Annotated in this window: 25 protein-coding genes, 1 tRNA gene and 2 pseudogenes; 8 read left to right on the top strand and 20 right to left on the bottom strand. The window is 70.9% G+C overall.

Features of this window, described 5'->3' with window-relative positions; genetic code table 11:
* The first annotated feature begins 224 nt into the window (after positions 1-224).
* Positions 225-761: a hypothetical protein gene (locus DKL51_RS31945; RefSeq protein ID WP_123809804.1), complete on the top strand. Its 537-nt coding sequence runs from the start codon at positions 225-227 to the stop codon at positions 759-761.
* 134 nt (positions 762-895) lie between these two features.
* Here the strand turns inward: DKL51_RS31945 and DKL51_RS35945 are convergent, their stop codons facing one another.
* Positions 896-1,513, bottom strand: a complete 618-nt coding sequence (locus DKL51_RS35945; RefSeq protein ID WP_243420963.1) for an SHOCT domain-containing protein — start codon at positions 1,511-1,513, stop codon at positions 896-898.
* Between the two features lie 108 nt (positions 1,514-1,621).
* Between DKL51_RS35945 and DKL51_RS31935 the strand changes: the two genes are divergently transcribed.
* On the top strand, positions 1,622-1,879 hold the full coding sequence (locus DKL51_RS31935; protein WP_123809803.1) for a hypothetical protein: 258 nt from the start codon (positions 1,622-1,624) through the stop codon (positions 1,877-1,879).
* 25 nt (positions 1,880-1,904) lie between these two features.
* Here the strand turns inward: DKL51_RS31935 and DKL51_RS31930 are convergent, their stop codons facing one another.
* From DKL51_RS31930 to DKL51_RS35415, 13 genes and pseudogenes are all read right to left on the bottom strand, one after another.
* Complete coding sequence (locus DKL51_RS31930) at positions 1,905-2,351, bottom strand: hypothetical protein (RefSeq protein ID WP_123809607.1); 447 nt, start codon at positions 2,349-2,351, stop codon at positions 1,905-1,907.
* A gap of 442 nt (positions 2,352-2,793) precedes the next feature.
* Positions 2,794-2,866, bottom strand: a tRNA-Arg gene (locus DKL51_RS31925).
* Positions 2,867-3,179: 313 nt separating this feature from the next.
* On the bottom strand, positions 3,180-3,749 hold the full coding sequence (locus DKL51_RS31920) for a nucleotidyltransferase family protein (protein WP_109946670.1): 570 nt from the start codon (positions 3,747-3,749) through the stop codon (positions 3,180-3,182).
* A 106-nt stretch (positions 3,750-3,855) separates the two neighbouring features.
* Positions 3,856-4,113: pseudogene (locus DKL51_RS31915) on the bottom strand (P-loop NTPase family protein); the annotation flags it as partial.
* Positions 4,114-4,270: 157 nt separating this feature from the next.
* Positions 4,271-4,735, bottom strand: coding sequence for a PPC domain-containing DNA-binding protein (locus tag DKL51_RS31910; RefSeq protein ID WP_109946662.1), 465 nt, complete (start codon positions 4,733-4,735; stop codon positions 4,271-4,273).
* 71 nt (positions 4,736-4,806) lie between these two features.
* A complete protein-coding gene (locus DKL51_RS31905; protein WP_109946669.1) occupies positions 4,807-5,256 on the bottom strand; it encodes a SitI3 family protein in 450 nt (149 codons plus the stop codon).
* A gap of 13 nt (positions 5,257-5,269) precedes the next feature.
* Entirely contained in the window at positions 5,270-5,692 is a 423-nt protein-coding gene (locus DKL51_RS31900) for a CdiA C-terminal domain-containing protein (RefSeq protein ID WP_109946661.1), read from the bottom strand.
* A gap of 173 nt (positions 5,693-5,865) precedes the next feature.
* Positions 5,866-6,393 carry a DUF6244 family protein gene (locus tag DKL51_RS31895; RefSeq protein ID WP_109946660.1) on the bottom strand — a complete coding sequence of 176 codons (528 nt, stop codon included), beginning with the start codon at positions 6,391-6,393 and terminating at the stop codon, positions 5,866-5,868.
* A gap of 691 nt (positions 6,394-7,084) precedes the next feature.
* Positions 7,085-8,575 (bottom strand): glycoside hydrolase family 130 protein, encoded by a 1,491-nt coding sequence (locus tag DKL51_RS31890; RefSeq protein ID WP_109946659.1) that lies wholly within the window; start codon positions 8,573-8,575, stop codon positions 7,085-7,087.
* Positions 8,572-9,624 carry a glycosyltransferase gene (locus tag DKL51_RS31885; protein WP_109946658.1) on the bottom strand — a complete coding sequence of 351 codons (1,053 nt, stop codon included), beginning with the start codon at positions 9,622-9,624 and terminating at the stop codon, positions 8,572-8,574. The genes DKL51_RS31890 and DKL51_RS31885 overlap by 4 nt, the downstream gene beginning before the upstream one ends.
* A complete protein-coding gene (locus tag DKL51_RS31880; RefSeq protein ID WP_109946657.1) occupies positions 9,621-10,757 on the bottom strand; it encodes a glycosyltransferase in 1,137 nt (378 codons plus the stop codon). Before DKL51_RS31880 ends, DKL51_RS31885 begins: the two co-directional genes overlap by 4 nt.
* A gap of 151 nt (positions 10,758-10,908) precedes the next feature.
* The gene (locus DKL51_RS31875) at positions 10,909-11,913 is read right to left on the bottom strand and encodes a glycosyltransferase family 4 protein (protein WP_109946656.1); all 1,005 of its coding nucleotides are present in this window, start codon (positions 11,911-11,913) and stop codon (positions 10,909-10,911) included.
* Complete coding sequence (locus tag DKL51_RS35415; RefSeq protein ID WP_165823214.1) at positions 11,910-12,083, bottom strand: hypothetical protein; 174 nt, start codon at positions 12,081-12,083, stop codon at positions 11,910-11,912. Before DKL51_RS35415 ends, DKL51_RS31875 begins: the two co-directional genes overlap by 4 nt.
* A gap of 525 nt (positions 12,084-12,608) precedes the next feature.
* Here DKL51_RS35415 and DKL51_RS31870 point away from each other — a divergent pair.
* Complete coding sequence (locus DKL51_RS31870; protein WP_109946668.1) at positions 12,609-13,790, top strand: low temperature requirement protein A; 1,182 nt, start codon at positions 12,609-12,611, stop codon at positions 13,788-13,790.
* Positions 13,791-13,877: 87 nt separating this feature from the next.
* Here DKL51_RS31870 and DKL51_RS37345 read toward each other — a convergent pair.
* Positions 13,878-14,054, bottom strand: a pseudogene (locus DKL51_RS37345) (STAS domain-containing protein); the annotation flags it as partial.
* A 376-nt stretch (positions 14,055-14,430) separates the two neighbouring features.
* Here DKL51_RS37345 and DKL51_RS31860 point away from each other — a divergent pair.
* On the top strand, positions 14,431-15,183 hold the full coding sequence (locus DKL51_RS31860; RefSeq protein WP_124813136.1) for a GAF and ANTAR domain-containing protein: 753 nt from the start codon (positions 14,431-14,433) through the stop codon (positions 15,181-15,183).
* Positions 15,184-15,753: 570 nt separating this feature from the next.
* Complete coding sequence (locus DKL51_RS31855; RefSeq protein WP_123809800.1) at positions 15,754-16,749, top strand: sensor histidine kinase; 996 nt, start codon at positions 15,754-15,756, stop codon at positions 16,747-16,749.
* A 62-nt stretch (positions 16,750-16,811) separates the two neighbouring features.
* Here DKL51_RS31855 and DKL51_RS31850 read toward each other — a convergent pair whose 3' ends face one another.
* Entirely contained in the window at positions 16,812-17,030 is a 219-nt protein-coding gene (locus tag DKL51_RS31850; protein WP_109946652.1) for a hypothetical protein, read from the bottom strand.
* Between the two features lie 154 nt (positions 17,031-17,184).
* Between DKL51_RS31850 and DKL51_RS31845 the strand changes: the two genes are divergently transcribed.
* Positions 17,185-17,991, top strand: a complete 807-nt coding sequence (locus tag DKL51_RS31845; protein WP_260428752.1) for an FkbM family methyltransferase — start codon at positions 17,185-17,187, stop codon at positions 17,989-17,991.
* Here the strand turns inward: DKL51_RS31845 and DKL51_RS31840 are convergent.
* Complete coding sequence (locus DKL51_RS31840) at positions 17,960-18,994, bottom strand: extracellular catalytic domain type 2 short-chain-length polyhydroxyalkanoate depolymerase (protein WP_109966365.1); 1,035 nt, start codon at positions 18,992-18,994, stop codon at positions 17,960-17,962. The two genes, DKL51_RS31845 and DKL51_RS31840, sit on opposite strands and share 32 nt — an antisense overlap.
* Before the next feature lie 285 nt (positions 18,995-19,279).
* Between DKL51_RS31840 and DKL51_RS31835 the strand changes: the two genes are divergently transcribed.
* Complete coding sequence (locus DKL51_RS31835) at positions 19,280-20,026, top strand: SAM-dependent methyltransferase (protein WP_109966364.1); 747 nt, start codon at positions 19,280-19,282, stop codon at positions 20,024-20,026.
* A gap of 135 nt (positions 20,027-20,161) precedes the next feature.
* Positions 20,162-20,590 (top strand): ATP-binding protein, encoded by a 429-nt coding sequence (locus DKL51_RS31830; RefSeq protein WP_109946648.1) that lies wholly within the window; start codon positions 20,162-20,164, stop codon positions 20,588-20,590.
* A gap of 15 nt (positions 20,591-20,605) precedes the next feature.
* Here the strand turns inward: DKL51_RS31830 and DKL51_RS31825 are convergent, their stop codons facing one another.
* From DKL51_RS31825 to DKL51_RS31815, 3 genes are all read right to left on the bottom strand, one after another.
* Positions 20,606-21,583, bottom strand: coding sequence for an aldo/keto reductase (locus DKL51_RS31825; RefSeq protein WP_109966369.1), 978 nt, complete (start codon positions 21,581-21,583; stop codon positions 20,606-20,608).
* 89 nt (positions 21,584-21,672) lie between these two features.
* Positions 21,673-22,188, bottom strand: coding sequence for a DUF2231 domain-containing protein (locus DKL51_RS31820; protein ID WP_109966363.1), 516 nt, complete (start codon positions 22,186-22,188; stop codon positions 21,673-21,675).
* Between the two features lie 101 nt (positions 22,189-22,289).
* Positions 22,290-23,064 (bottom strand): sensor histidine kinase (locus tag DKL51_RS31815; protein ID WP_221623273.1); only part of this gene is annotated, 775 nt, incomplete at its 5' end.

Raw genomic sequence — 23,064 nt, 5'->3', positions numbered from 1 at the left:
TCCCGACGGGCCTCGACCGCCAACCGGGTCGCACGCTCACGCAGCTCATCGTTGTACTTCTTCGGTGCGGGCATCGCTGGTGTTCCTCCCAGGTTTCGATGTCTCCATCAAACCCGGTGCGGAACACATGCTTAACAGGGCGCGTCCCACCACATGCTTGACACCGCTGGCTGTGAGCGTGTGAAGTCGGCCCGCGGCTCGTCGGCTGCGACCGGAGGTGATGCGTGAATTCTGGCCGGCTGGTGATCTGGCGCGAGGATCTGCGGGAGGCAGTCGCCTCTGCGGTGCTCGACTTCGAAGACAGCTACGGGTACCCGCCTGGCGCGAATACCGTCAGTGGGCCGGACACGACCGCTACTGCGCTGATCGCTGCTGTCCGTCCCGCCATCCCCGCTGCCCTCGTAGAGCTGTACGCGGCGGTCGGTGCCGTCGACCTACCGGACATCGGTAACGGGTTCTTCCTGCGCAGGGCCTCCGACGTGGCCCACGCGCACGAGGCACGGGACCTCTGGCACGTACGTGGCTGCCACGACGCCGACGTTGTCGTATTCGCCAGCGATGGCGGCGGCACGCAGTACGCGCTAGCGACGCCTGCCGGATCGCCCGTCTACCGACTCCCACCCGACCTCGTCCTCGACGGCATCTACACCTCAGAAGACCCGCGCTTCGACGTGGCTGCCCCGGACCTGTCTACCTTCCTCGACCGCTTGTTTCAGGCCGTGAAGATGTTCGCTGCATCGAGCACACCGCCGAGCTTGTGATCGATCCTCTAGGCCAAGCGTCAAGCATGTGTTGGGACGGATCTGTCAAGCATGTGGTGGGACTAGGCAAGGAGCCTTAGACGGTCCAGACATGCGCGTTCGGTGACCGGGGCAACGACTGGCCGCCTCAAGTGTCAGAGACGCTTGAGCAGCTCAGCCTTCTTCTCCGCGAACTCCTCGTCCGTGAGGATGCCAGCGTCGTGGAGCGAGGCGAGCTTCGCGATTTGCTCGACAACATCGGGCTGAGCTGCGGCCGCGGCTGGTGCCCCATGCTTGCCTCGCTGGATCACCGAAGAAGCGAGGTCCAGGATCTTCTCCGTCACGCCGGGCTGCGCTGGGAGGGGCTCCGAAGACTCGGCCTGCGCGGAGGCATCGGTTACGACTTGCTGGCCCTTGAGTAATGCGGAGAAGATCATGAACAGCTTCTCCGGCAACTCAATGATGGACTGTTTGCCGTCGGCCCAGGTCACGCGGACGGTGTGCCCGGATTTCATGGAAGCCCCGAGGCCGGCACTGACAGCCTTACCGATCATCCCAGGCAGAGCAGCCTTCGCGGCAGCCTGGCCCATGACGCTGGCGATACCTTCGCTGGTGGAGAGTTCCTCCCACTCGAGCACGGTCTCGGCGTTGAGCTTGGGCCGCTTGAATGGGTTGCGTGGGTGCTGGATGGTGAGTCCGCCCTGGCCTGAGAGAACGCTGCCGCTCGCCAGGTGGCCGCCCACTACGCGTCCCTGGTTCGTCAGCGCCTGCATAATTGCCACGCGCGAACCGTAGATCAAGACTTCGGCCCCACGCAAGATCCGTCGTCGCCACGCCGGCTGCCGACCTTATCGAACGCGTGTTCGACTAGGCTGTTGTGGGTGAAGGTACGCGGCCGTTGGTGGAACGGGGCATGGGGCCGCATGGCCCGGCGGGACATCTGGCTGGTCTTCAACGGCCGGCTTTGGCGGGTCCGTGGTCGCCTCGGTGGTGACGGAGGCCAGGAGGTCTCCTATGACTTCCCGGACGAAGCATCGGCCCGGTCGATGGTCGACCGGATGATGAAGACCTCGGCCGGCACCTGGCGCGACCTCACGGAGGCTGTCCGACAGGAGGCCAACCGCCGGCGGTCTCACTAGCTGTGCCGGCCGCTGCTGGTAGTGCTCAACGGCAGGCGTCTGCCCGGACGTGCACACCGCACCACGACGGCAGATCGGCTGCCCACACCCGCCAGCCGCCGGCGTCTCGACGGGTCTCGAACCGCCAGGCGTGTTCTGTGCCGCTCAAGCTGGTCTGCCCGTTCCACCAGATCGGGTGGACGTTCATGGTCACCTTTGCGCGGTCGTCGCCCTGGTCCTCGACGTCGATGGGTCCGACCGTCTCAAGCTTCGACGGAACCTTGGCGCGCTCCATCTCGCCGCGGTACTGACGCCACTGTCGCAGCAGCTCGTCATGACGGCTGGGGGCCAGAACCCGCGACAGTCCCAACTCTTCGCCGCTGCTCATCTTGAGCACGTAGACGTTCACCGCCGCGTCCGGCGTCGCCTCCCCGCGCTCTGCTTCGGCTTGCCGGAGAACAGCCCACGACACCGGCACGGCCACGATCCCCATACCCAGCACCGCTACGAGGGAGAGCACCACCCACGGCCAATGACGCGGCGATCGGACCAAGGCCGGCCTGCTGGCCGCCGCGCGGCGACCTGGCAGAGTTGGTCCCTCCCCTGGTCCCATACACGGCAACATATGCCTCTGACGGCTTCGTAGCTATCGCCGTCAGGGTCTACGCCAAGTGCATCGATGGGGAGGAAGCCACCGTCAACGGCCGGATCGACGAGGCGTTGACCGGCGTAGCCTGGCCCCTATGATGGCCGCCATTCCGGATCTTGCCCCGGAACACCCCGGCTGACCTGGGCAGACGGCATCAAGATCATTCCGCGTATATTCCGCGACCTACGACAAACAGCCGCTTCCAGTGACCTACGGCTGCATACGCCGACGGATCGAGCGGCATGTGTATTGCCAGCTCAGGTGGCATTTTCGCTGATCTTCGAGGTGCCCCCGGCAGGATTCGAACCTGCGACACACGGTTTAGGAAACCGATGCTCTATCCCCTGAGCTACGAGGGCGCGAGGGCCTAGTCTAGCGACTTGGGCGTTCACCTTGGGGTGGCAGGGAGTGGCCCACGTTCACCCACGTCACCCGGCCCCCTGTTCTCCCAGCCCAGGACCACACCCCGAGCACACGAACTCCGGTTTGCGACCGGCGGTCGGCCGCAGTGGCTCGCGTTGGCACCGGTTGACCCCCGTTGGCATCCGCTGGAGAGCACACACCGCGCACATCATCCAAGATCATGAGGAGTCTCCCGCTCCCCCGGCCCGGGCCTCGCCGGCCGGCAGGAGGCGGCCTCGGCGGCGACCTTCCCGGGCTTCGAGCGCCGGCTCAGGGCATGACCCGAACCCGGGGCCAGCGTTCGGCGGGGCGGTGGCGGGCGAGTCGTTGCCGGGAGATCTCCGGGCTGACCCTGGTCGGGTTGCGCCGCCATACGCCGTCAAGCAGGTCATCGAGGCCGTGCGGCGCGCAGACGACGATCTGGTCATGCGCGTCGAGGCGTACCGCCACGGCGGTGGCGTACTCGGGCCAGGTGGCGACCGCGTCGGCGATGGTCCGCATGGGGGCCACTGGGTCGCCGCCGAACTTCGCCGGATACCAGGTGTGCACGGCGGCCTGGTTCTTCGCTTCCCACGGCGGCTCTGGCCAGGCCGCTACCAGCCGCGCGGTGGCTCGGTCGTCGTTGTCGCGGGTCAGGTCCGTCGGGTCGAGGAAGACGACGTCGACGTCGCGCACCGATGACGGGTCGAAGCCGTCGCCGTACCGTTCGCCCCAGACGAGGTCGCGGATGGCGCCCGCGCCGATCCAGGCGTCCGGCAGGCCGGAGTCCCGGACGACGCCCAGCGCCCGGATCAGCCACGGGCGGCGCTGGGCCAGGTCCCGCAACTCGTCCTCGCGCACCATCCCACCCTAGGGGCATCCGCCGACGCGGCATCGCATCGTCGATTGCGAGTCACCGTGCGCTCGGGCGCGCGGTCCGGCGCCCGGTAGCGAGGACATCGGAAGGTCAGGGCGTGGCAGGAAGAAGGTCGTCATCGCGGCCGGTCAGGGGCAGTGCGGCGGTGGTGGCGATGCGGAGGATGGCTTCCTCCATCGAGGTGGTCTCGGGCAGGACGACTTCGTCGTCGTGGCCGAGGATGTCATGAGGGGCGTACCAGTCGCGCATGTTGTCCGCCGTGAACTCCGTGGCCTGCGGGCGCATCTCGTGCCGACGCAGGGTTTCGGGCAGGGACACGTCGAGATAGACGAACAGCGTCCGGCCGGTCGCGTTGGTCGGCGGCTTCGTGGCCGGGAGTGTCATCCGGGATCCCAGGCGGCGAGCCGCCGCTGGTGGCAGAGGCGTCGCGGCCGGTAGCTACCAAGACGCCGTGGCGTAGGGCAACGATTCGGTCGGCGTGGCGGGCGTGGATGCCACTGGCCTGTCAGTTGTCGCCGATCCGCAACAGCGGCACGTCGTAGAGGCTCGCCTCGGGGATACGACGCATGACGGGCGCAGCGACCTCGATGATCAACATTTCGGTGAGGAACTGGACTGTCGCGGCGAGCAGGTGACTGGTGTGGCCGGTCGCGCTGTGCTCCTTGAGTCCGACGCTGACGTGGATGTGCGGCGCGATCCGGTCGTGGGTGTCGTCGTAGGCGATGGTGCCGCCGCCGAGCGCTTCGACGTTGGTCAGGTGCACCCGGTCCCAGACCGGGGCTTGGGGGTCGTCCAGACGCTGGCGGGTGCCGACGATCTCGACCGTGCTGAATCCGGCGATAAAGACGGGGATGTAGCCGTGCCGGATGCCGTTGGCGCGGCAGGCGTCGGCGAGGGCGGTGAAGAAGTCCTCGCCATGATCGAAGGTGACGCCGATCATCCGTCCGGGCGTGAGGTCATGGCTGCGCATACTGAGGCACGTCCGGTCGGGTTAGTCGGGGGCGAGTGGCTGTGGTGGGTTCATCCGAGGATGTACGCCCGTCAGAGGTGAAGAATCCTGTCGTAGTCTTCGTCGTACCACCCGTCGGTGTTGTGCTTCTGGATGGTGCCCGCGACGCGCGTCAGCATCAGCACGTCGCCGTTGAGGGTCAGGGCCGCGTCCTCGGTCCTGCCGGCGAGGATCCTGGCGACGGTCGTAAGCATGTGGGGCTTGCCCTTGTCGGCCAGGGTGTCCTTGCGCATGTAGAAGCTGACGTCGACGTATGTCTCCGGCTCCCACTGCCACAGGGAACCACCGTCGTCTTCGGCGCAGTAGTAGCCGTGCCTGCCGCCGGTGATGTCCACGACGTACCCGTGCTCGTCGTTTAGGTCGGCGCTGAGCCTCCTGCCGCCGGACGCCGTGGACGTCTCGACCGCTTCGGGAGCAGCCAGCTCCGCCACCTGCTCGAGTGGGATGTCGCCCGCCAGCGTCAGCCGGTACTCGACAGCCATCTGCACCCCTTCATCAGTCTCGCCGGATGATCTGAATGATCGCACCGTCGCGCGTCACCGCCGCCAGTTCCTTCAGCCCTGTGATGGGCCAGTCGTGGAACTGCTTGTGCAGGGCGGTGAGGTCTCCTTGCCAGTCGTGGAGGTTCAACATCACGCGTTGGGTCTGCTCGGCGTCGACCTTCCTGGACACCGCGCTCCAGACGGCGCGGGCCGGCACAGGAGCAGTGGGCGCGTAGCAGTCGAAGACATGCCCCTCGATGAGGAAGTCGGGTGCCTTCTCCGGCCTCCCAGAATCCCCGGTTTCGCGTCGAGCGTCCGCGACCTCCTGCCTCGTGGGGTTCTGGTGAACCCGGTAACCCTTGCCGGCGACCCTGTCGGCACACTCGTTCTCCAGCTCCAGGGCTCGCCGTTCCCGTGGCTTCTCGTTCGCTGAGATCCTGGTTCGACGTCCGGTAGGTGACCCGCCGCCGACGCCGGTGGAACGCCTGGTCCAGGGGGTTGCTGCGTCGGTGTCCGTGGAGACGGTGCCGCCCCGGGTGAACGTTGTCGGGGGTGGGCCGCTGGTGGTAGCAGTGGCGGGGCTGGCGGGTGGATGACCGCCAGCCCCCGTCAGTTTCCCGACGACCCCAACTGCCGCGCCTCCGCGATCGCCGCTTCGATGGACTGCCGGGCGCCGCCGGTGCGCTGAACGACCAGTACCAGGACCTGCTTGATGCTGTCCAGGGCCTGCAGCAGCGGCCCGGGCTGCCCGCCCTGCAGGATCACGGCGACGAGCTGCTGCGCCTCACCGATCTGGGTGATGGCCCCGGCCGCCGCGTCACGAGCGGCGTCCACGGCGCTCTGCACGGGCGCCAGCCCGGCGATCGTCTCCTGCGAGGTGGCTTCGTTCGGCACCGCCGCGGTGGCCTTCGTCGCCTCACCGATCGAACCGGCAAGGCTCCTCAGGCCGCCCTGGATGCCCGTGATCGCGTTGCGTACCCGGGCCACGCCCGCCGCCACGGCGACGAAGCCGGCGCCCGCAGCCCGCAACGCCACCTCCTGCGCCTGACTGTCGGCGGCGGCGGCCAACCCCTGCGCGCGTTCGACCCCGGTCATCAGCGCGCGGAGTTCGCCGGTGATCTTCTCGATGTGCGACACGTAGCCGGCATCCCCAATCGATGACAGTGAAAGTGCTCGACAGCTGAAACTACCGGGCTCTCTCCGGGGCCACCAGACACCGGTAAGGCGGTCGGCACAGCAGGCAGCCGCCGTGGCGGGAGCAGTCGCATGAGCAGCTTCCGTCCCAGGTTCCCGCCCACCTGGATCCCTGTCGACGCCATGGTGGGGGGGTCACAATGGGGGTGAAGGTGCCAGCTCCGGTGGGGATCATCTGTGGTGATGCGACGTTGTCGATGAGGTGCGCGTTCGACTTGTCGTGACGGATACAACTCGATGACCTATCGATCATGGCCGCTACTGATCGGCAGGAGGTGTGCGTGGGCGTCCAGGTCGAGCCATCGTGGTGGGCGTCGGGGGTCCGGAAAGGGCGACCGATCCGCGAGTTCTTGGAACACCGCGACATCGCCGCCACTTTTCGGTTCCTGCATGCCCGTGGGATCTCCCCGAACTGGCGAAATCGCGGGAGCCATGCCGCTACGGGTAGCGGGATCAGCGGCCCGCGCAGCCCGTCCGTGGTCCACCGGTTCCGATGTCGTGCAGGCGGCTCAGGGCATCCGCCCAGGAGCGGCCAGGCTGGTTTCGTGGTGGTCGGCGATCGGGCGGCGGGGCGCCCTGGACAGGTCCCGTGCGTCCGCACGGACGGCCTCTGCGGCGGGGTGACGGCCGGCACTCACCCGTCCGGGCCGCCCGGCGACGGGGATTCCACCATCGCGGCGACGAGGGCGGCAACCGGCACGGTGGCGAACCCGACCCGGGTGTCGCTGGCCCCGTACGGCAGCCACAGCTCGCCGTCGTGGACGAGCCCGCCGCAGGAGTAGACGACGTTCGGGACGTATCCGTCCCGATCAGCCTCCTCGGGCGCCAGGAGCGCACCGGGGAGTCGCGCGACCACCCGTTCCGGTCGACGCAGGTCGAGCAGGAGCGCGCCGATGGCGTACCGGCGCATCGGGCCGACCCCGTGGGTGAGCACGAGCCAGCCGTCATCGGTTTCGATGGGGGATCCGCAGTTGCCGACCTGGATCAGTTCCCAGCTGTCCCGAGGGGCGTGCAGCGGTACCGGCTCCTGCCACCGGTTCTCGCCGTCCAGACAGGTCAAGCCGATGGTCTCGCCGTCGGTGCGGCACAGGGCGAGGTGCCGGCCACCGACGGTACGGGGGAACAGCGCGACGCCCTTATTTCGGGCGCCCGGCCCACGCATCGGGGTGATCTCAAAGCGGCGCAGGTCACCGCTGGCCAGCGCGCGGGTGGCGATGCGCCGTCCGTCGTAGGCCGTGTAGGTGGCCCGGTACACCGGTCCGGACTCGTCGAAGAACCTGACGAACCGGGCGTCCTCCATGCCGTTGCTCTCCGCCAGGGTGGCCGGCCAGAGCACCCGTTGGTGCAGGGCGGTGTCGGCGGGGAAGGTCGTGGCGTAGCTGGCGGCGTTGGTGCGGCGCAGGTGTTCGAGGGTGCCCAGTCCGGTGCTGCGGGAGAGCAGTTCCGGTGGCAGGTCGCCGAGCACCCGCTCGAAGGTGGCCTCGTCGTAGCGTTCGGGCAGGGCGTCCAGCACGGTGGCGGTGATCTCGTTGTCGCAGTCCACCTCCGTCAGGCCGGCGGCGAGGAGGTCCCGACGGTGCCGTACGCCAGCCCGCTGCCCCACGACCAGCGGGCCGGAACGGTCGGCGATGGTGAGCCGGTGCCCAGGTCCGATGACCGCGGTGGCGAACCCGATGGACGACAGGTGGCCCTCGCCGATCTGGCGCAGGCTGACCGCGACGCGCAGCTGCCCGGCGCCCAGACCGGTCTGGTCGGGGTGGGCCACCATCGAGGGGTTGCACAGCGCGGCCGCCTCGACCGCGTACTCGTGGCTGAAGTAGGCACCGATCAGGAGCCGGGTGGTGGGGGAAAGGTCCCGGGCTCGGGCGGCCCGGTGCCGGACCAGGTCGTAGTGGTGGTGGAAGGTGCCGTCCAGGTCGCGGTGCCGGGCGCCGAAGCGGCTGAAGATGTCCCTCAGCAGCCTGCCCGTCTCCTCGTCGTCGAGGTGCCCGACACGGTCGATGAGCGCCCCCGCGCGGGTGCGTACCACAGCCGCGTCCTCACCCGGGACGAAGAGCTTGACGATGACCCGGCCCGGATCCGGGGTGAGGGTGACGCCGTGCCGGACGGCCAGGGTGCCGGTCACGACCACCGCCGGGCGTGCTGCAGTGTGGAGATGAGCGCGAGGGTGGATTCGGCGCCCTGATTGAGGTTGGGTCCGTGCGGGGTCAGCCCGTCGTAGCCGCCGCCGGTCGCCGGATCCCACATCCGCGTGCCGATGTCGTTGTCGCCGAGGAACCACCCGACCGCCTGCCGTACTCCGGCCTCCCAGCCTTGGTCGCCGGTGATCGTGGCGGCCGTCGCGCAGGCGTCGGCGAAGGCGGCGACCTCGATGGGCTGCTGGTCGTGGCGCAGCCGCACGGCACCGCGTCGCCACCCGGCGGCCGGCACGACCGACAGCCGTCCCGTGCGTAGTTGTACGTCGCGCAGCCAGGTCAGCATCCGCAGCCCGTGGTCGAGCGGTGGGCCGTCGGGGTGCAGCTGGCTGGCGGCGATGACGACCTCCGCGAGGGCCGCGCTGGCATAGGTCAGCCGTTGCTGCGGCCAGGGCCACCCCGGATCCGTCTCGGGGGTCCCGATCGTGGTGGCGGCGTCGGCCAGCAGCGCGGCCGCGGCGGCGTGGCCCGGGTGGCGGCTCAGCACCTCGGCCGCGCCGAGTCCGGCGAAGGCCATCGCGTGCGGGGCCGGGGAACGCCGCGCGGCACCCAGGTTGAAGGCGACGAGCGCGTCCTCCCGGATCCAGGCCGCGGGACTGCGGGCGGCGGCGGTGCCGAGCCCCCACAGCGCCCGGCCCCACCAGTCACCGAGCCCGGGCTGGTCGGTCCAGCGCCGGTCGTGACCGAGCCGGTTGTGGAAGGCGCCGCGGGCGTCCTGCGCGTGGGTCAGGAAGGCGAGGTAGCGCTCCGCGAGCCGGACGACCTCCTCGGTCGGCTCCGGCTCGCGGCTGGTGACGACCAGGCCGCGTGCGACGTCATCGGTGCAGTAGCCGTGCTCTCGGCGGACGATGGCGTGGCGGGCGTGTTCGAACAGACCGGTGTCGTCGCTCAGCCGGCTCAGGTGCGCAAAGGTCGGTCGGGGCGCCGAGTGCCGGCGATCGCTCTCCGGCGAGCTGGGGAGGCCGATGGTCGCCGTCACGCCGACGCCGCGCTCACCAGGGAGGCGCGGGCGGCGACGAGCCGCTCGGCGAGGGTGCCGTAGCGGGCCGCCACCACCGGCCAGCGCAGGTCCGCGGCCAGTGGCCGGATGCGGCCGGCCAACCGGCCCGCCAGGCCCGGTTCGGTGAGGATCCGCCGGATGGCGGCGGCCAGCGCCGCCGGATCCTGATGGGGTACGACCAGACCGGGGCCGCCGGTGAGCAGCTCGACGGCGTGCGGGAACGCCGTGGCCACGACGGGTACCCCGGCGGCCACCGCCTCGATGAGCACGCCGGAGGTGACCTGTTCGCGGGAGTCGTAGGGCAGAACGACCACGTCGGCCGAGCCGATCAACCGACCGAGTGCGGGCTGGTCGTGGTAGACGTCCTGGAAGTCCACGGCGTGCGCGACGCCGAGTTGCGCGCCGAGCCGGTGCAGCCCCGACCGGTACGCCTCCCCCTGGTGCTCGACCACCTTCGGATGGGTCCGGCCCGCGACCGTGTAGGTGGGGGTCGGGTCGAGGTCCTGCAACCGTGCGAGGGCCCGTAGCGACCATTCGACGCCCTTGCCGGGGCCGAGCAGCCCCCAGGTCAGCAGGTGCGGGCGGGTACGGCGGTCGGCGGGTGCGCCGACATGTTCGGCGACCCCGTGCGGGATGACGGTGACCTTGTCCGGGGGTACGGTGTAGCCGACAAGCAGCCGGTCGCGGGCCGTGTCGGTCATCGTGACGACCGCCCCGGCGACGGTGACGATCTGCTCGAGCAGGGACTTCTGCCGGGCGGTGGGCTGGCGGAGCACGGTGTGCAGGACCACGATGCTCGGCACGGTGAGCCTACGCAGCAACGGCAGGACGTCCTCGCCGTCGGCGCCGGGGTAGATGCCGTACTCGTGTTGCACGACTGCCACGTCGAAGGTGTTCAGGACGGCGGCGGCGTCCCGCCAGCCGGCCGGGGTACGCGTCGACCAGGTGTGCACGACCCCTGGTCCGGCCCGCTGGTCGTCGCCGCGGTCGGTGACCCGCACGATGCCGCCGTGGGTGCCGTCGGCGGTCAGGTGGGCGGCGAGGGCGGAGTTGAAGGTGGCCAGTCCACACCGGGTCGGCGGGTGGGTGCTGAGGAATCCGTAGCTGGGCATGGGTGTCGGGCCTTCCGGTTGCCGGCCGCTGCCGGGGGTACGGACGCGGCCTCACGCGGTGACGGCGCACGCCGGCCAGCGTGTGTGGCGGGCGGAACGGGTTCGGGGGCGGGGCCGGTGCTCAGTCGGGAATCGACATCGCCCGGCGGGTTCAGCGGCGGGTGAGGTGGTCGTAGACGGACAGATAGTCGGTGACCATCCGGTCCGCGCCGAAGCGCTGCCGGGCCCGCGCCCCGCAGCCGGCCCGGTCGAGCCCGGCGGCCCGGGTGACCGCGTCGACGGCCTGCTCGACGGTGTGGACGAGAAATCCCGTCACGCCGTCATCGACGACCTCCGGCATCGACCCCCGGGCGTACGCGACGACCGGGGTGCCGCAGACCATCGACTCCACCACCGACAGTCCGAACGGCTCGTCGAACGCGATCGGGTGCAGCAGGGCGGTGCTCGCGCCCAGCACCTCCGCGCGCCGTCGCGGACCGACCGATCCGAGGAAGACGACCTGATCACCGTCGATGTGTGGGGCCACCTGTTCGGCGAAGTACCGCTCGTCCTGCACGATGCCGCAGATGGTCAGGGGCCGGCCGGCGCGGCGGGCGATCTCGATGGCGGTGTGGGTGCCCTTGTCGGGGTGGATCCGGCCGAAGGCGGCCAAGCCGGGGCCGGCGTCGCGGGCGAACGGCAGCCCGGTGAGCTCGACGCCGTGGTGCACCGTGGCGACGTAGTCGAGTTCGGCGCTCCGGTCGGCATCGGAGATCGACACGTAGGAGGAGCGGGCCCGGGCGTACGCGGGCAGGATCCCGGCGCCGGAGAAGCCGTGGACGGTGGTCAGCAGCGGAGCGCGGCAGTGTTCGGCGAAGGCGAGCGGCAGCCAGTCGAGGTGGTTGTGCACCAGGTCGAACTGCCCGGAGCGGGCCATCGCGTGGGAGACGTGCATCGCCTCCCACACCCGGCCGTCCAGGTCCGGATCGTCGGCGTACCCACGGGGGCACACGCCGTCGAGGGCGGCGGAGGTGACGGAGTCCAGCGTCGCGAAGAGGGTCACGTCCACGCCGCGGGTGACCAGCCCTTCGGCGAGCAGCCCGGTCACCTGCTCCCAGGGACCGTAGTGGTGTGGGGGTGTCCGCCAGGCGACCGGTCCGAGCAGGGCGACCCTCACGGGGACGGTGCGTCGGCGAGGTCGGCCGGATCGAGACGCAGGGTGGCGAGCAGCCCGACGTGCTCGTCGGGGTTGACCCGCTCCGGCAGTTCACGCTCGACCCAGTCGGCCCTGGCCTGCTGGCCGCGTTCGCGAAGAAGGCTGACGATCCTGTGCTTGGCGATTCTCATCGGGTGCTCCCTTGTTGCGCCGGATTGGAACTGTCGTGCTCCCCGGCGGCGGTGAACGCCCGGTCTGATCCCTCCACCGGTTGTCGGGTGAACGGCGAACCTGAACGTGCCGTGGCCGGCGGATTCTGCGGCCGGGACGTGATCGGCGATCAGCCAGCAGGACGAGCACGCGTCACGATGGAATGACGACTGGTCAACTGCCCCTGGTGGGCGGTGGCGTCGGCACCTGGCGGCCACCGGGGACCCGGGCGACATGCTCACCGTACGCCTGATGGTGTGGATCTGCACCCGCACCGGAAGCCGGCTTCTCGGAAACTGCCTGCACAGCGGTACCGGCGGGCGTGGGCGCGGAGCGCGAGGGACCCCTACCAGCCGGGGAGGACAAACGGCACCTTTGCCCGCAGCAACTCCGCCAGCCCTCTAAAGTCGGCCAGGGCATTTGCGCAGCTACCGACTCAGCCGACCCCCGTGTCGCAAGCCGCTCTCGAGTCCCTCAAGACCCCGGAGACGGTAGACGGGCACCTGATGACGAGCGACCAGGCGGTAGGGCTGATCCGCGAGGGCGAGGGGCCCCAGCGGGCAACCCTGCTCGAGCTGTTTCTCGATCTGGTCTTCGTCGCCGCGCTCGCCCTGACGTCACGAACCTTGGCGGAGAGTCTCGACCGGGTCGGGGTCTTCCGGACCGTGGCGCTGCTGATGGCGATCTGGTGGGTCTGGTCGGTCACCGCGCTGGTAACCGACCTCTACCACGCGCAGCGGCCCCCCATCTTCGTCATGACGCTCTGGGTCATGCTCGGAACCATCCTGATGGCCGGCTCGCTGCCCGGAGCCTTCACCGACCACGCCCTGGTCTTCGCGGGCGCGTACGTGGTGATCCAGCTGGGACGTGGCATCTTCCTCGTCGCCGCGCTGCACGCCCGCTCAGCGCGCCTGCACGCCAGTCGGTTCATCTTCTGGTTCGCCGTGTCCGCCGTACCGTGGCTCGCCGGCGGTCTTATGGCCGGCCCGGCGCGGGGCCTGCTGTGGGCCGCAGCGCTCGCCATCGACTACGGGTCGGCATGGCTCCGGTACCCCACGCCCCGGCTCGGTCGGGTACCCACGTCCCAGTACCGGGTAGCAGCCGACCATCTGGCGGAGCGTTACCAGCAGTTCTTCACCCTCACCCTCGGTGATCTCATCCTCATCACCACCCTGACCTACGCCGACAACGACGTGACCACCAACCGTACGGCGGCGCTCCTGGTCGCCTTCGCCGCCACCGTGTTGCTGTGGCAGATCTACGTCCATCGCGCCGGGTCCGTGCTGCAAGCCGCCATCGAGTCCTCCCGGGACCCGGGCGGATTCGTGCGGTCCGCGCCCAACACCCACCTGCTCATGGTGGCCGGCGTGGTCGCCGCCTCCGCCGGTTTCGAAGTCGTCATCGCCCATCCCACCGAGCACACGACGCCCTGGCTGGCCGGTGTCATTCTCGGCGGCCCCGCGTTGTTCCTGGCCGGACGGGCCCGATTCGAATACGAGGTGTTCAGCCGGGTGTCACCGTCCCGGCTGGTCGCATTGCTCGTCCTCGCCGCCGCGGCACCAGCCCTGACGCTCACGCCCGCGCTGGTGGCCGGCCTCGCCGCCACCCTGGTCCTGGCTGGGGTCGCCATCGCGGACGCCATCCGCGCCCACGGAAACCCGTCGGAGCCGCCAGCGCCCTCCATGTAGCGGGAGGCGAGGCTCGCGGACGTGGTCGATGGCGAACTCGTCCGCCAGGCCGGCGATGCCGAGGACGGTGCGGGTGATCCGGGACGGGTTGCGTACCAGCAGCGCACAGCCGTCCGAGGCGGCCCGCCGGCGTGCCGTCAGCAGCGCGGTTATCCCGGCGGCGCAGAAGAAGTTCACCTGGCCCAGGTCCAGCACCAGTACCGGCGGCGGTTGGCCGGCCATGGCGCTGTCCACGACGTCGACGAGCAGGTGAACGGTGTCCATGTCCAGTGGGCCCCGCACCTCGACCACCGCGGCCGGACCTTCTCTGCCGTGCACGAGGGACAGGATCGGCTGACGGATGGTCTCCGAGGTCGCCACGTGCGGCGCCTGATCAAGGGACATGAGCTGCTCCTCGGTGAGGATGGCGGGACCGGGTCCTGCGCCTCCCCGTCGGGGGCGCGCTGGTCCTGGGCTCATGTCCGAACCCGCCTCGACCATAGCCGCGTCTCGGCCGAACCGCACCCCCCGCCAACCGTGAAGCGGACGCCCACCGGCGATAAACTGGTCTTGGCCGGCGGCCTCCGGAGCAAGCCATGACGGTGGCGTCACCTTCGGTGGAACCGGACCCGGCACAGGGTTTTTCAGGGGGGTGGCGGCCGTGTCGAATGCTGCTGAATCGCGCCTGGTCTCGGCGTACGGGCGACTGTTCAGCCTGCTCGCCGAGTCGCCCGAGGTCGATGTCTTCCTCGACCAGGTCGTCCACGTAGCCGCGGAGGTCGTGAGGCCGGCGGTGGCGTGCGGGCTGACGATGCGCCGGGACGGGGGCGCCTTCACCGTCGCCAGCAGCGCCGACCTCGCCGCCCGGGCCGACGAGATCCAGTACGGCGCCGACGAGGGGCCCTGCCTCGAGGCCCTGCGTCACGGGAAGGTCGTCGAGGTGACCGACCTGCGCGCGGACGAGCGCTGGCCCCGCTACCGGGAACACGCCCTCGAGCACGGCATCGCCGGCTCGCTGTCGCTGCCGATGACGGTGGACGGGGAGACCGTGGGGGCGTTGAATCTCTACGCCACCCACCGCGGCGCCTTCACCGACACCGCTCGGCGCCACGCCCTGGCGTTCACCGCCCAGGGGGCGGCGGCCCTCACCGTCATCCTCCGCCAGGCCGACCAGGCCCTCCTGCATCAGCAGCTCACCGACGCGATGACGTCGCGCAGCGTGATCGACCAGGCCCTCGGCGTGCTGATGGGACAGCAGCGGTGCACCGCCAGCGAGGCCTTCGCCCTGCTCCGGCAGGCGTCGCAGCACCGTAACCGCAAGCTGCGCGAGGTCGCGGCGGAGATCATCACCCAGGTCAGCGGCGAGTCGCCGCAACCGGCCCCCGGCTTCATCTCGCCCCGACAGCACTCCTGACCGGCGCGACGACCACCCCACCGGCTCCTGGCACCCACGCCCGTATCGGGGCAAACCGGTTCCAACCGTACGAGCAGCGGGGTTGTCGCCACGAAAAGGTCCCGCCCGGGGCTTGGCCGGTGCCCACGACATGGCGCAGGCTGGGCAGAGGTGCCCCGCCGGCGCCCGGGTTCCGGCGCGACCGAGGCCGGGGCGGTTGAGAACCCAGCCGTCCCGGCCGCCCGCCGGGCCGGGGCGGCGGTCCTGTGCCGTCAGGTGCGAGAGTCGCCCCGGCGGGTCGGTTCCGGGACGGGTCAAGACATGCGCCCCCAGCCAGGTGGTCTGTCGCGGTCCGCCGCGGGCACCGGTGGCGCCGAGTCCCTGGTCGAACGGGCGGCGAAGGGCCCGGAGGAGTGGCCGGCCACCTGATCCCCACCGGCCATCCGGCGCCGGACCCGCGCCACCCAGCGAAGCCCGGTGGCCCGCGTTACCCTCGTGCGCAGGGACCTCACCCGCCCGGCACATCGACGTCGACCTGTAAGCCCACCCACCGCCCGGCTGTCCCTCGATCCCCGGGAAGGCGTGTGCCACGTGGCGGAATCGCCCCGAGCACGACACTTCATCCACGCCGCCCTGATCGTCGACTCGGACGACGCACTGCGGTCCCGACTCATTCCGGCGCTGCGGCGCTCACTCGCTGCCCAGGAGCGGGTCTTCCTGGTGGTCGGCGCGCACGTCGAACGGGTCGTCCGCGACGCCCTCGGTGGGCTGGCCGACCAGCTGGAATGGGGCGAACGGAGCACCTTCTACGCCCGGTTGGGCTTCGCCTACGAGGGGCTCCGCCGGTATCTCGCCGCGCAGTACGCCAGCGGCGGCACCGTCCACGTGATCGCCGAACCAGACGTGGCCGGCGACGGCGAGCCGGACGCCCCGGTGGACCGGGCCGCCGCCCACCTCTCGTACGAGTCGGCGTGCGAAGAGGCGTACGCCGGCTACGGCTGCCCGGTCACCTGTCTCTGGGACAGCCGCACACACTCCACCGCCCTGATCGACAGCGTCCGGAATCTGCACAACCATGAACTCACCGAGCACGGCTGCGAACGCAACTCGGGTCACGTCGCGTCGGCCGACTTTCTGAAGGCCCGCAGCGAGGTGCCGCTCGCCCCGGCGCCGGCGGCGGTGGACCTGGACGTCGCCCTCACCGAACTCGATCAGCTCACCTCGATCCGGAGCACGCTGCGCACCTGGGCCGGCCAGAAGTCGTTCGACGCCGAGGACGTCGGTGACCTCGTGGTGGCGGTGACCGAGGTGGCGACGAACGGCATGGTCCACGGCGCACCCCCGGTACGCCTCCGGGGCTGGCGCCACCGAGACATGCTCATCGTCCAGATCGATGACGCCGGAGGTCGCCGGATTCCGCCCACCGCCGGCTACCAGCGGCCGGGCGGACCGGAGAACGTGGGCGGCCGGGGTCTCTGGCTGGCCCGTCAGCTCGCCGACGTGGTCACCACGTACTCCGTGGGGAGCGGAACCAGTGTCCGGTTGCACTTCCCGCACCCGGGCGCGGACGGAGCGCCGGCCGCCTGACCAGCAGCCGCCGACACGCCGTTGCGGGCCCGCAGGTCAGGGCTGGCACGGCAGCGCCTCGGTCAGCGGCGCACCTCACGCCAGGCCGGGTCACCCCCGCGCCAGGCCCCGGCGAGGATGGTCGCCGAGGTGCGGCTGGGGCATTCCTGCACCTTCGACCGGCCCTGCGCGCCACCGATCTGCGCCTGTACCTCCCACCGCTGCCCGTCGGTGCGGATGTACACGTCGCGACGCCCGCGTACCGTCGCGTTCCCATTCCACCAGTGCTGCTCGACGATCACCTCGCGACGGTATAGCAATTCAGGCCCGGACGGCACCTCCGGCCAGCCAGAACAGCACCGCCCCCAGGCTCGATCAGGACGGTCCGGCAGCTCGGGTGACGGGAGTATGGGGGAAGGGGAAACGGTGTCCCACGGCCCGGGCTAGCGTCGGTGGGTGGACCCTCGAATCGGGGCAATTGAGGCGCTCAAGGCAGATCCCACCATATCTTCTCTCCGCCGTTCCCTGGACCTCTCCTACGGCCGGCCCGAACTCGAGGCGGCGATGGACGAGTTCTACGCGCGGTTCGTTCAAACCGGGGATCTCGTCTTCGACATCGGCTCCCACGTGGGTGACCGGATCGGCAGCTTCCGGCGGCTCGGTGCCCGGGTGGTGGCCGTGGAGCCGCAATCGCCGTGCGCGCGCGCCATCGAGGCCATCTACGGCGGCGACGACCAGGTGACGCTGGTCGAGGCGGCGTGCGGCTCCCGGGCCGGCACGGTCCGGCTGCACGTCAACTCCGCCAACCCGACCGTGTCCACCGCTTCCGCTCACTTCGTCCGAGCGGCGAACGGCGCGGGCGGGTGGGAGAACGAGACGTGGGACGCGGAGATCGAGGTGACGGCCACGACCCTCGACGCGCTCATCGACGAGTACGGCGTGCCGACGTTCGCCAAGATCGACGTCGAGGGTTTCGAGGACGCGGTGCTGACCGGGTTGAGCCGCCCGCTGCCCGCGCTCTCCTTCGAGTTCACCACCATCGAACGGGCGATGGCGCGACGCTGCCTGGATCGCCTGACGGCGCTCGGCTTCCACGGCTTCAACCTGGCGCTGGGTGACGACCTGTCGCTGGCCTTCCCCGAGTGGCTGTCCGCGGAACGCATGGCGGCGCAGCTGCTCTCGCTGCCCCACGAGGCCAACTCCGGTGACGTGTACTGCGTCTCCGGCCGGCTCAGCCGTCCAGACGGCGGACCATGTTCATGATCGTCTCCACCTGGGCACCGCCCTTGATCGGGTAGTTGGTCGCGCCGAGGTAGCCCCACCAGTCCCAGCAGCCGTTCGGGTTGACCCCGGACGAGATCGCCTGCGGGTAGAGGACGATCAGGTTGTTGGTGTCCGCGTACTGGTTGAGGTTGGCCCGGTCGACGAAGGCCGTACCGATCCGGGCGTACCCCTGAAGGCAGCCGTGCAGGGCGACCAGCAGGCGGCAGGACTGCCCGGCGGCGCAGACGCTCGGGACGTACGCGAAGCCGCTGGAGTCCATGCTCAGGCCATTGGCCCAGCCGTTGGTGGCGAAGGTGTCCTGGCTGAACCGGACGAGTGTGCCGCCGAGCGGCCCGGTGTTCGGCGCGGAGACCGAGCCGAGGAGCTTGCCCAGGAAGGCGCCCTGCGGGTCGATGCCGCAGTCGTTGAGGTACGGCGAGGCGGTCGACGTGCAGCCCACGGTCCCGTACGGGGTGACCCAGGCGTGCCCGGCGACGCTGCCGCTGTCGTACCGGACGCTGGCGCCGAAGTCCTGGTAGTAGCGGACCAGGTCGTCGGTGACGGACTTCTTCACGGTGTTGTCGCTGCCACCGTGGTACACGTATACGGGCTGGCCGGAGAGGTTGCCGACGCCGTCGATCCAGCCGTAGGACGCCCAACTGCGGGTGTAGCTCTCCAGCGTGGACAGGTACGTCGGGTAGATGTTGTCGCCGCAGCCGTAGAGGGCCTGGTTGACGTTGTTCTGCGCGCAGTAGTAGGGCCCGGCGGCGAAGATGGCGGCCCCGCGGATCCGGGCCGAGTAGGCGACCTGAAGCTGGGTCGCCATGTAGCCGCCGGAGGAGACCCCGGTGACGTAGACGCGCGACACGTTGTACGTGCCGAGCGACCCGTAGACGGGGGTCTTCGTGTACGGCGTGCCGGCCGCGCGGGCGGCGACGCCGGACGACAGCACCAGGAGCAGGGCCGCGGCGAGGGTGGTGGCGGTTTTCCACGGTGTCTTCATGGCGTTCTCCCGTTCGGAGCGCCGGCGAACGCGCCGACGTGGGACGACGCTAGCGTGATATAGACCACAGCAGATATCCGTGTGTCCCACACCCGCCGGTTGGCAGCCATGTGGCCAGCACACCCGTGCCCAATTCGGTTGGCGGGAAGCGAGGCGGCACCTAACGTGACGGCACGTCACTCCGACGAGTCGAAGAGGGTGTTTCTGTGCCGGTGCCGAGCGTGCTGATCCGAACCGACCAGCGTCCGCCCCACCTCACCGCCTCGACCGTCAGGAGTCACCGACATGGATCTCGCACGTAGTTTCGTCATCCGCGAGGGCGACCTTCGCATCCTCAACCCGTTCGACGCCGGCAAGCTGGCCACCCTCGGGCGGGCCGTCAAGCTGCGCCCCGGCACGTCGATCCTCGACCTGTGCAGCGGCAAGGGCGAGCTGCTCTGCACCTGGGCCCGGGACCACGGCGTCGTCGGCACCGGGGTGGACATCAGCACCGCCTTCACCGCCGCGGCACGGGAACGCGCCGCCGCCCTGGGCGTGGCCGACCGGGTCCGCTTCGTGCACGGCGACGCAGCGGCGTTCGTACCGGATGAGCCGGTCGACGTGGCCGCCTGCGTCGGCGCCACCTGGATCGGCGGGGGCGTCCCCGGCACCCTCGAGATCCTGGAACGGAGCCTGCGCCCCGGCGGGATGCTGCTCGTCGGGGAGCCCTGGTGGCGGTTGGACCCGCCGGACCAGGCGACCGTCGCGGCGTGCCACGCCGGTTCGCGGGACGAGTTCCGGAGCCTGCCGGGGCTGGTGGAGCTCTTCTCGGAGTGCGGCTGGGACCTGGTGGAGATGGTCCTCGCCGACCAGGACAGCTGGGACCGGTACGCGGCGGCGCACTGGCTGAACCTGCGCCGCTGGCTGGACGCCAACCCGGACGACGAACTCGCCGAGGAGCTGCGCCGGGAGCTGACCGAGGACCCCCTCCGCCACGTCCGCTACCAGCGGGAGTACCTCGGCTGGGGAGTCTTCGCGCTGATGCGCCGCTGACCCGCCGGGCCGGCCCTCGACGCTCGTCGGGGGCCGGTCCAGCCGAGGGTTCGGGAGCGCCCGGTCCGGCTGAGCCGCCGGGATGCGTCGGCACCGGCCCGCTTAGCGGGCGGCTACGCAGGGTAAAGCACGATCATGGTACAGCTGCGCACGTCGTCGCCACCGCCACAGGCCACGGAACTCGAAACGTGGACCCTGGGCGCCGCGGCGGACCTGCGCGGCCTCCGGGCGTCGTTGCGCGAGGCGCTGACCCGGTACGGGCTGGTCCAGGGCGAGGATCTCGACGAGGTACTCGGCCTGGTCGCCCTGGTCGCCACGGAGCTGGCGACCAACGCGCTGCGGCACGGCCTCCCACCGACCATCGTCACGCTGCTCGTCACCGACGAGTGCTTCATCCTCGACGTGGCCGACCACGACGTCAGCACCGCACCCGAGCTGGACGACGCCGCGCCGCTCGACTCCGGCGGTCGCGGGCTGCTCCTGGCCGAGTCGGTCTCCCGCGCGGTCGCCTGGTACGCCACCCCGGACACCAAGAACATCTGGGCCTCCTTCCCGCGCCCATGAACCGGACACGGCGGGCTAGAAGCCGGCCACCGGGTGCGGGACGTACGGCGCCTCCAGCGCCGCCACCTCCTCGTCGGTCAACTCCAGCGCGAGCGCGGCCACCGCGTCGGTCAGGTGGTGCGGCTTCGTCGCGCCGACGATCGGCGCGGTCACCGCCGGGTTGCCGGCCACCCAGGCCAGCGCCACCTGCGCCCGCGGTACGCCGCGCGCCTCCGCGATCCGGGCCACCGCCTCGACCACCTGCCGGTCCGGCTCCTCGGTACGCGCGTAGAGGCCCCGGCCGAACTCGTCGGTCTCGGTGCGCGCGGTGCGCTCCCCCCAGTCCCGGGTCAGCCGCCCCCGGGCCAGCGGGCTCCACGGGATCACCGCGATCCCCTGGTCCACGCAGAGCGGCAGCATCTCCCGCTCCTCCTCGCGGTAGAGCAGGTTGTAGTGGTTCTGCATGGAGACGAACCGGGTCCAGCCGTGCCGCTCGGCGGCCCAGAGCGCCTTGGCGAACTGCCACGCGTACATCGACGAGGCGCCGAGATAGCGGACCTTGCCGGCGCGGACCAGGTCGTGCAGCGCCTCCAGGGTCTCCTCGATCGGGGTGCCCGGGTCGAGGCGGTGGATCTGGTAGAGGTCGACGTAGTCGGTGCCGAGACGGCGCAGGCTCGCGTCGATCTCGCTCATGATGTGCTTGCGGGACAGCCCGCCCCGGTTCGGCCCGGGGCCCATCCGGCCGTGCACCTTGGTCGCGATGACCACGTCGTCGCGGCGGGCGAAGTCCTTCAGCGCCCGACCGACGATCTCCTCGCTGCTGCCGTCGGAGTAGACGTTCGCGGTGTCGAAGAAGTTGACGCCCAACTCCAGCGCCTGCTTGATGAACGGCCGGCTCTCCTCCTCCGGCAGCGTCCACGGGTGTGTCCCGCGCGCCGGTTCGCCGTAGCTCATGCAGCCCAGGCAGAGCCGGGACACCTCCAGGCCGGTCGACCCGAACTTCACGTACTCCATGCGGTCCTCCTTCCCGGGGCGCTGCCGGCCCGCCGCGTGCCCGCGGTCCATCTCATCACCGTCGGGCCCGCGGCGCAGGGGGACGGAGTTCAGTCGCCGTCCCCGTCGCCGCCCTTGGCGGTCGCCGCCGGGGTGTCGCCCCAGACCGCCTTCGCACCCGAGTCGCCGACCCGGTACACCTGGACCAGGTTCGCCGCCGCGACCACCACGGCGAGCACCGCGACCACGACGCCCAGCGCACCCGGGCGGGTCGACCGCCCCACCTCGGCCGAACCCTCGGCCGACCGGGCGGCGCGGCGGTGCAGCCAGACGAGCGCGACGGCGAGCGCCAGCAGCGGCAGCGCGAACCAGAGCAGGGTGTCGCCCAGCTCGGCGTGCCGGCCCGGGTCGCCGACCCGGTGTTCGAGGCTCTCGCCGCTCTGCGTGGCGAGCGGAATCGCGGCGGTGGCGAGCGCGGCGATCAGCACGACCAGTACGCCGAAGCGGCCCCGCCAGGACGGGCGGACGGCCAGCGCGAGCACGCCGAGCGCGGCCAGCGGCAGAAGAACGACGACGGCGTGCACCACGAGCGGGTGCAGGGGCAGTCCGTTGACGATGTCGGGCACGGTCTCTCCTCGGCGGTCTGGGCTTCGCTGTCCGCGCCCACAGTGCCCACCGTTTCTTGCGAAGTTCTTGCGCCCGGCCCGGGCCGTCGCCGTGGACCCGCTCAGGCGGAGGGCAGGAGCAGGGTGAACGTCGCGCCCTTCCCCGGAGCCCCGGCCACGTCGACCGAGCCCCGATGCGCCTGCGCCACGTGCTGCACCAGCGCCAGGCCCAGCCCGAAACGGCGGCCCGCGCCCGCGCCGCCGTGGGCGAACCGGTCGAAGATCCGGTCCGCGTCGGCCGGGTCCAGGCCCACCCCGTTGTCCGCGACCGCCGCGGCCACCCGCCCGTCCCGCCGGCCCACCGTCACCCGGACCACTCCCCCGGCGGGCACGTGACCGACCGCGTTGTCCACCAGCGCGGTGAGCGCCCGGCGCAGCGCCGGCCGGACGCCCCGGACCGGCGCCTGGTCGATGGCCTCGACGCGCAGCTCGACGTCCCGGGTCTGCGCGTACGCGGTCATGCTGGCCACCACCTCGCGGGCGACCTCGGCGAGGTCGACCACCGTGTCCGGCAGCGGCTGGTGCTCGGCGGCGGCGGAGACCAGCAGATCCTCGACCACCTCGCCGAGCGCCCGGGTGTCCGCGACGAGCTGGTCGAGCTGGTCGGTCAGCCGCTCCGCCGGCTGGGTCCGGCCGCGCCGGGCCAGCAGCTGGGCCCGGGTGTGCAGCACGGTCAGCGGGGTGCGCAGCTCGTGCGAGGCGTCGGCGACGTGGCCGGGGCTCCGGGGAAGGGCGCGACGTTCACCCTGCTCCTGCCCCCCGCCTGAGCGGGTCCACGGCGACGGCCCGGGCCGGGCGCAAGAACTTCGCAAGAAACGGTGGGCACTGTGGGCGCGG

The sequence above is a fragment of the Micromonospora globispora genome (genome assembly GCF_003857015.1).
GTDB classification, from domain to species: Bacteria; Actinomycetota; Actinomycetes; order Mycobacteriales; family Micromonosporaceae; genus Micromonospora; species Micromonospora globispora.
Note: the sequence above shows the minus strand (reverse complement) of the source record. Positions and strands in the feature narration are given on the sequence as shown.

What these genes read in the sequence shown, in the direction of transcription:
- DKL51_RS35945 (WP_243420963.1), bottom strand. Translation starts at nt 1,513, where the DNA reads ATGCAGGCGCTGACGAACCAGGGACGCGTAGTGGGCGGCCACCTGGCG.
- DKL51_RS31930 (WP_123809607.1), bottom strand. Translation starts at nt 2,351, where the DNA reads ATGGGGATCGTGGCCGTGCCGGTGTCGTGGGCTGTTCTCCGGCAAGCC.
- DKL51_RS31910 (WP_109946662.1), bottom strand. Translation starts at nt 4,735, where the DNA reads ATGCGCAGCCATGACCTCACGCCCGGACGGATGATCGGCGTCACCTTC.
- DKL51_RS31905 (WP_109946669.1), bottom strand. Translation starts at nt 5,256, where the DNA reads ATGGCTGTCGAGTACCGGCTGACGCTGGCGGGCGACATCCCACTCGAG.
- DKL51_RS31880 (WP_109946657.1), bottom strand. Translation starts at nt 10,757, where the DNA reads ATGCCCAGCTACGGATTCCTCAGCACCCACCCGCCGACCCGGTGTGGA.
- DKL51_RS35415 (WP_165823214.1), bottom strand. Translation starts at nt 12,083, where the DNA reads ATGAGAATCGCCAAGCACAGGATCGTCAGCCTTCTTCGCGAACGCGGC.
- DKL51_RS31870 (WP_109946668.1), top strand. Translation starts at nt 12,609, where the DNA reads ATGACGAGCGACCAGGCGGTAGGGCTGATCCGCGAGGGCGAGGGGCCC.
- DKL51_RS31840 (WP_109966365.1), bottom strand. Translation starts at nt 18,994, where the DNA reads ATGAAGACACCGTGGAAAACCGCCACCACCCTCGCCGCGGCCCTGCTC.
- DKL51_RS31835 (WP_109966364.1), top strand. Translation starts at nt 19,280, where the DNA reads ATGGATCTCGCACGTAGTTTCGTCATCCGCGAGGGCGACCTTCGCATC.
- DKL51_RS31830 (WP_109946648.1), top strand. Translation starts at nt 20,162, where the DNA reads ATGGTACAGCTGCGCACGTCGTCGCCACCGCCACAGGCCACGGAACTC.
- DKL51_RS31825 (WP_109966369.1), bottom strand. Translation starts at nt 21,583, where the DNA reads ATGGAGTACGTGAAGTTCGGGTCGACCGGCCTGGAGGTGTCCCGGCTC.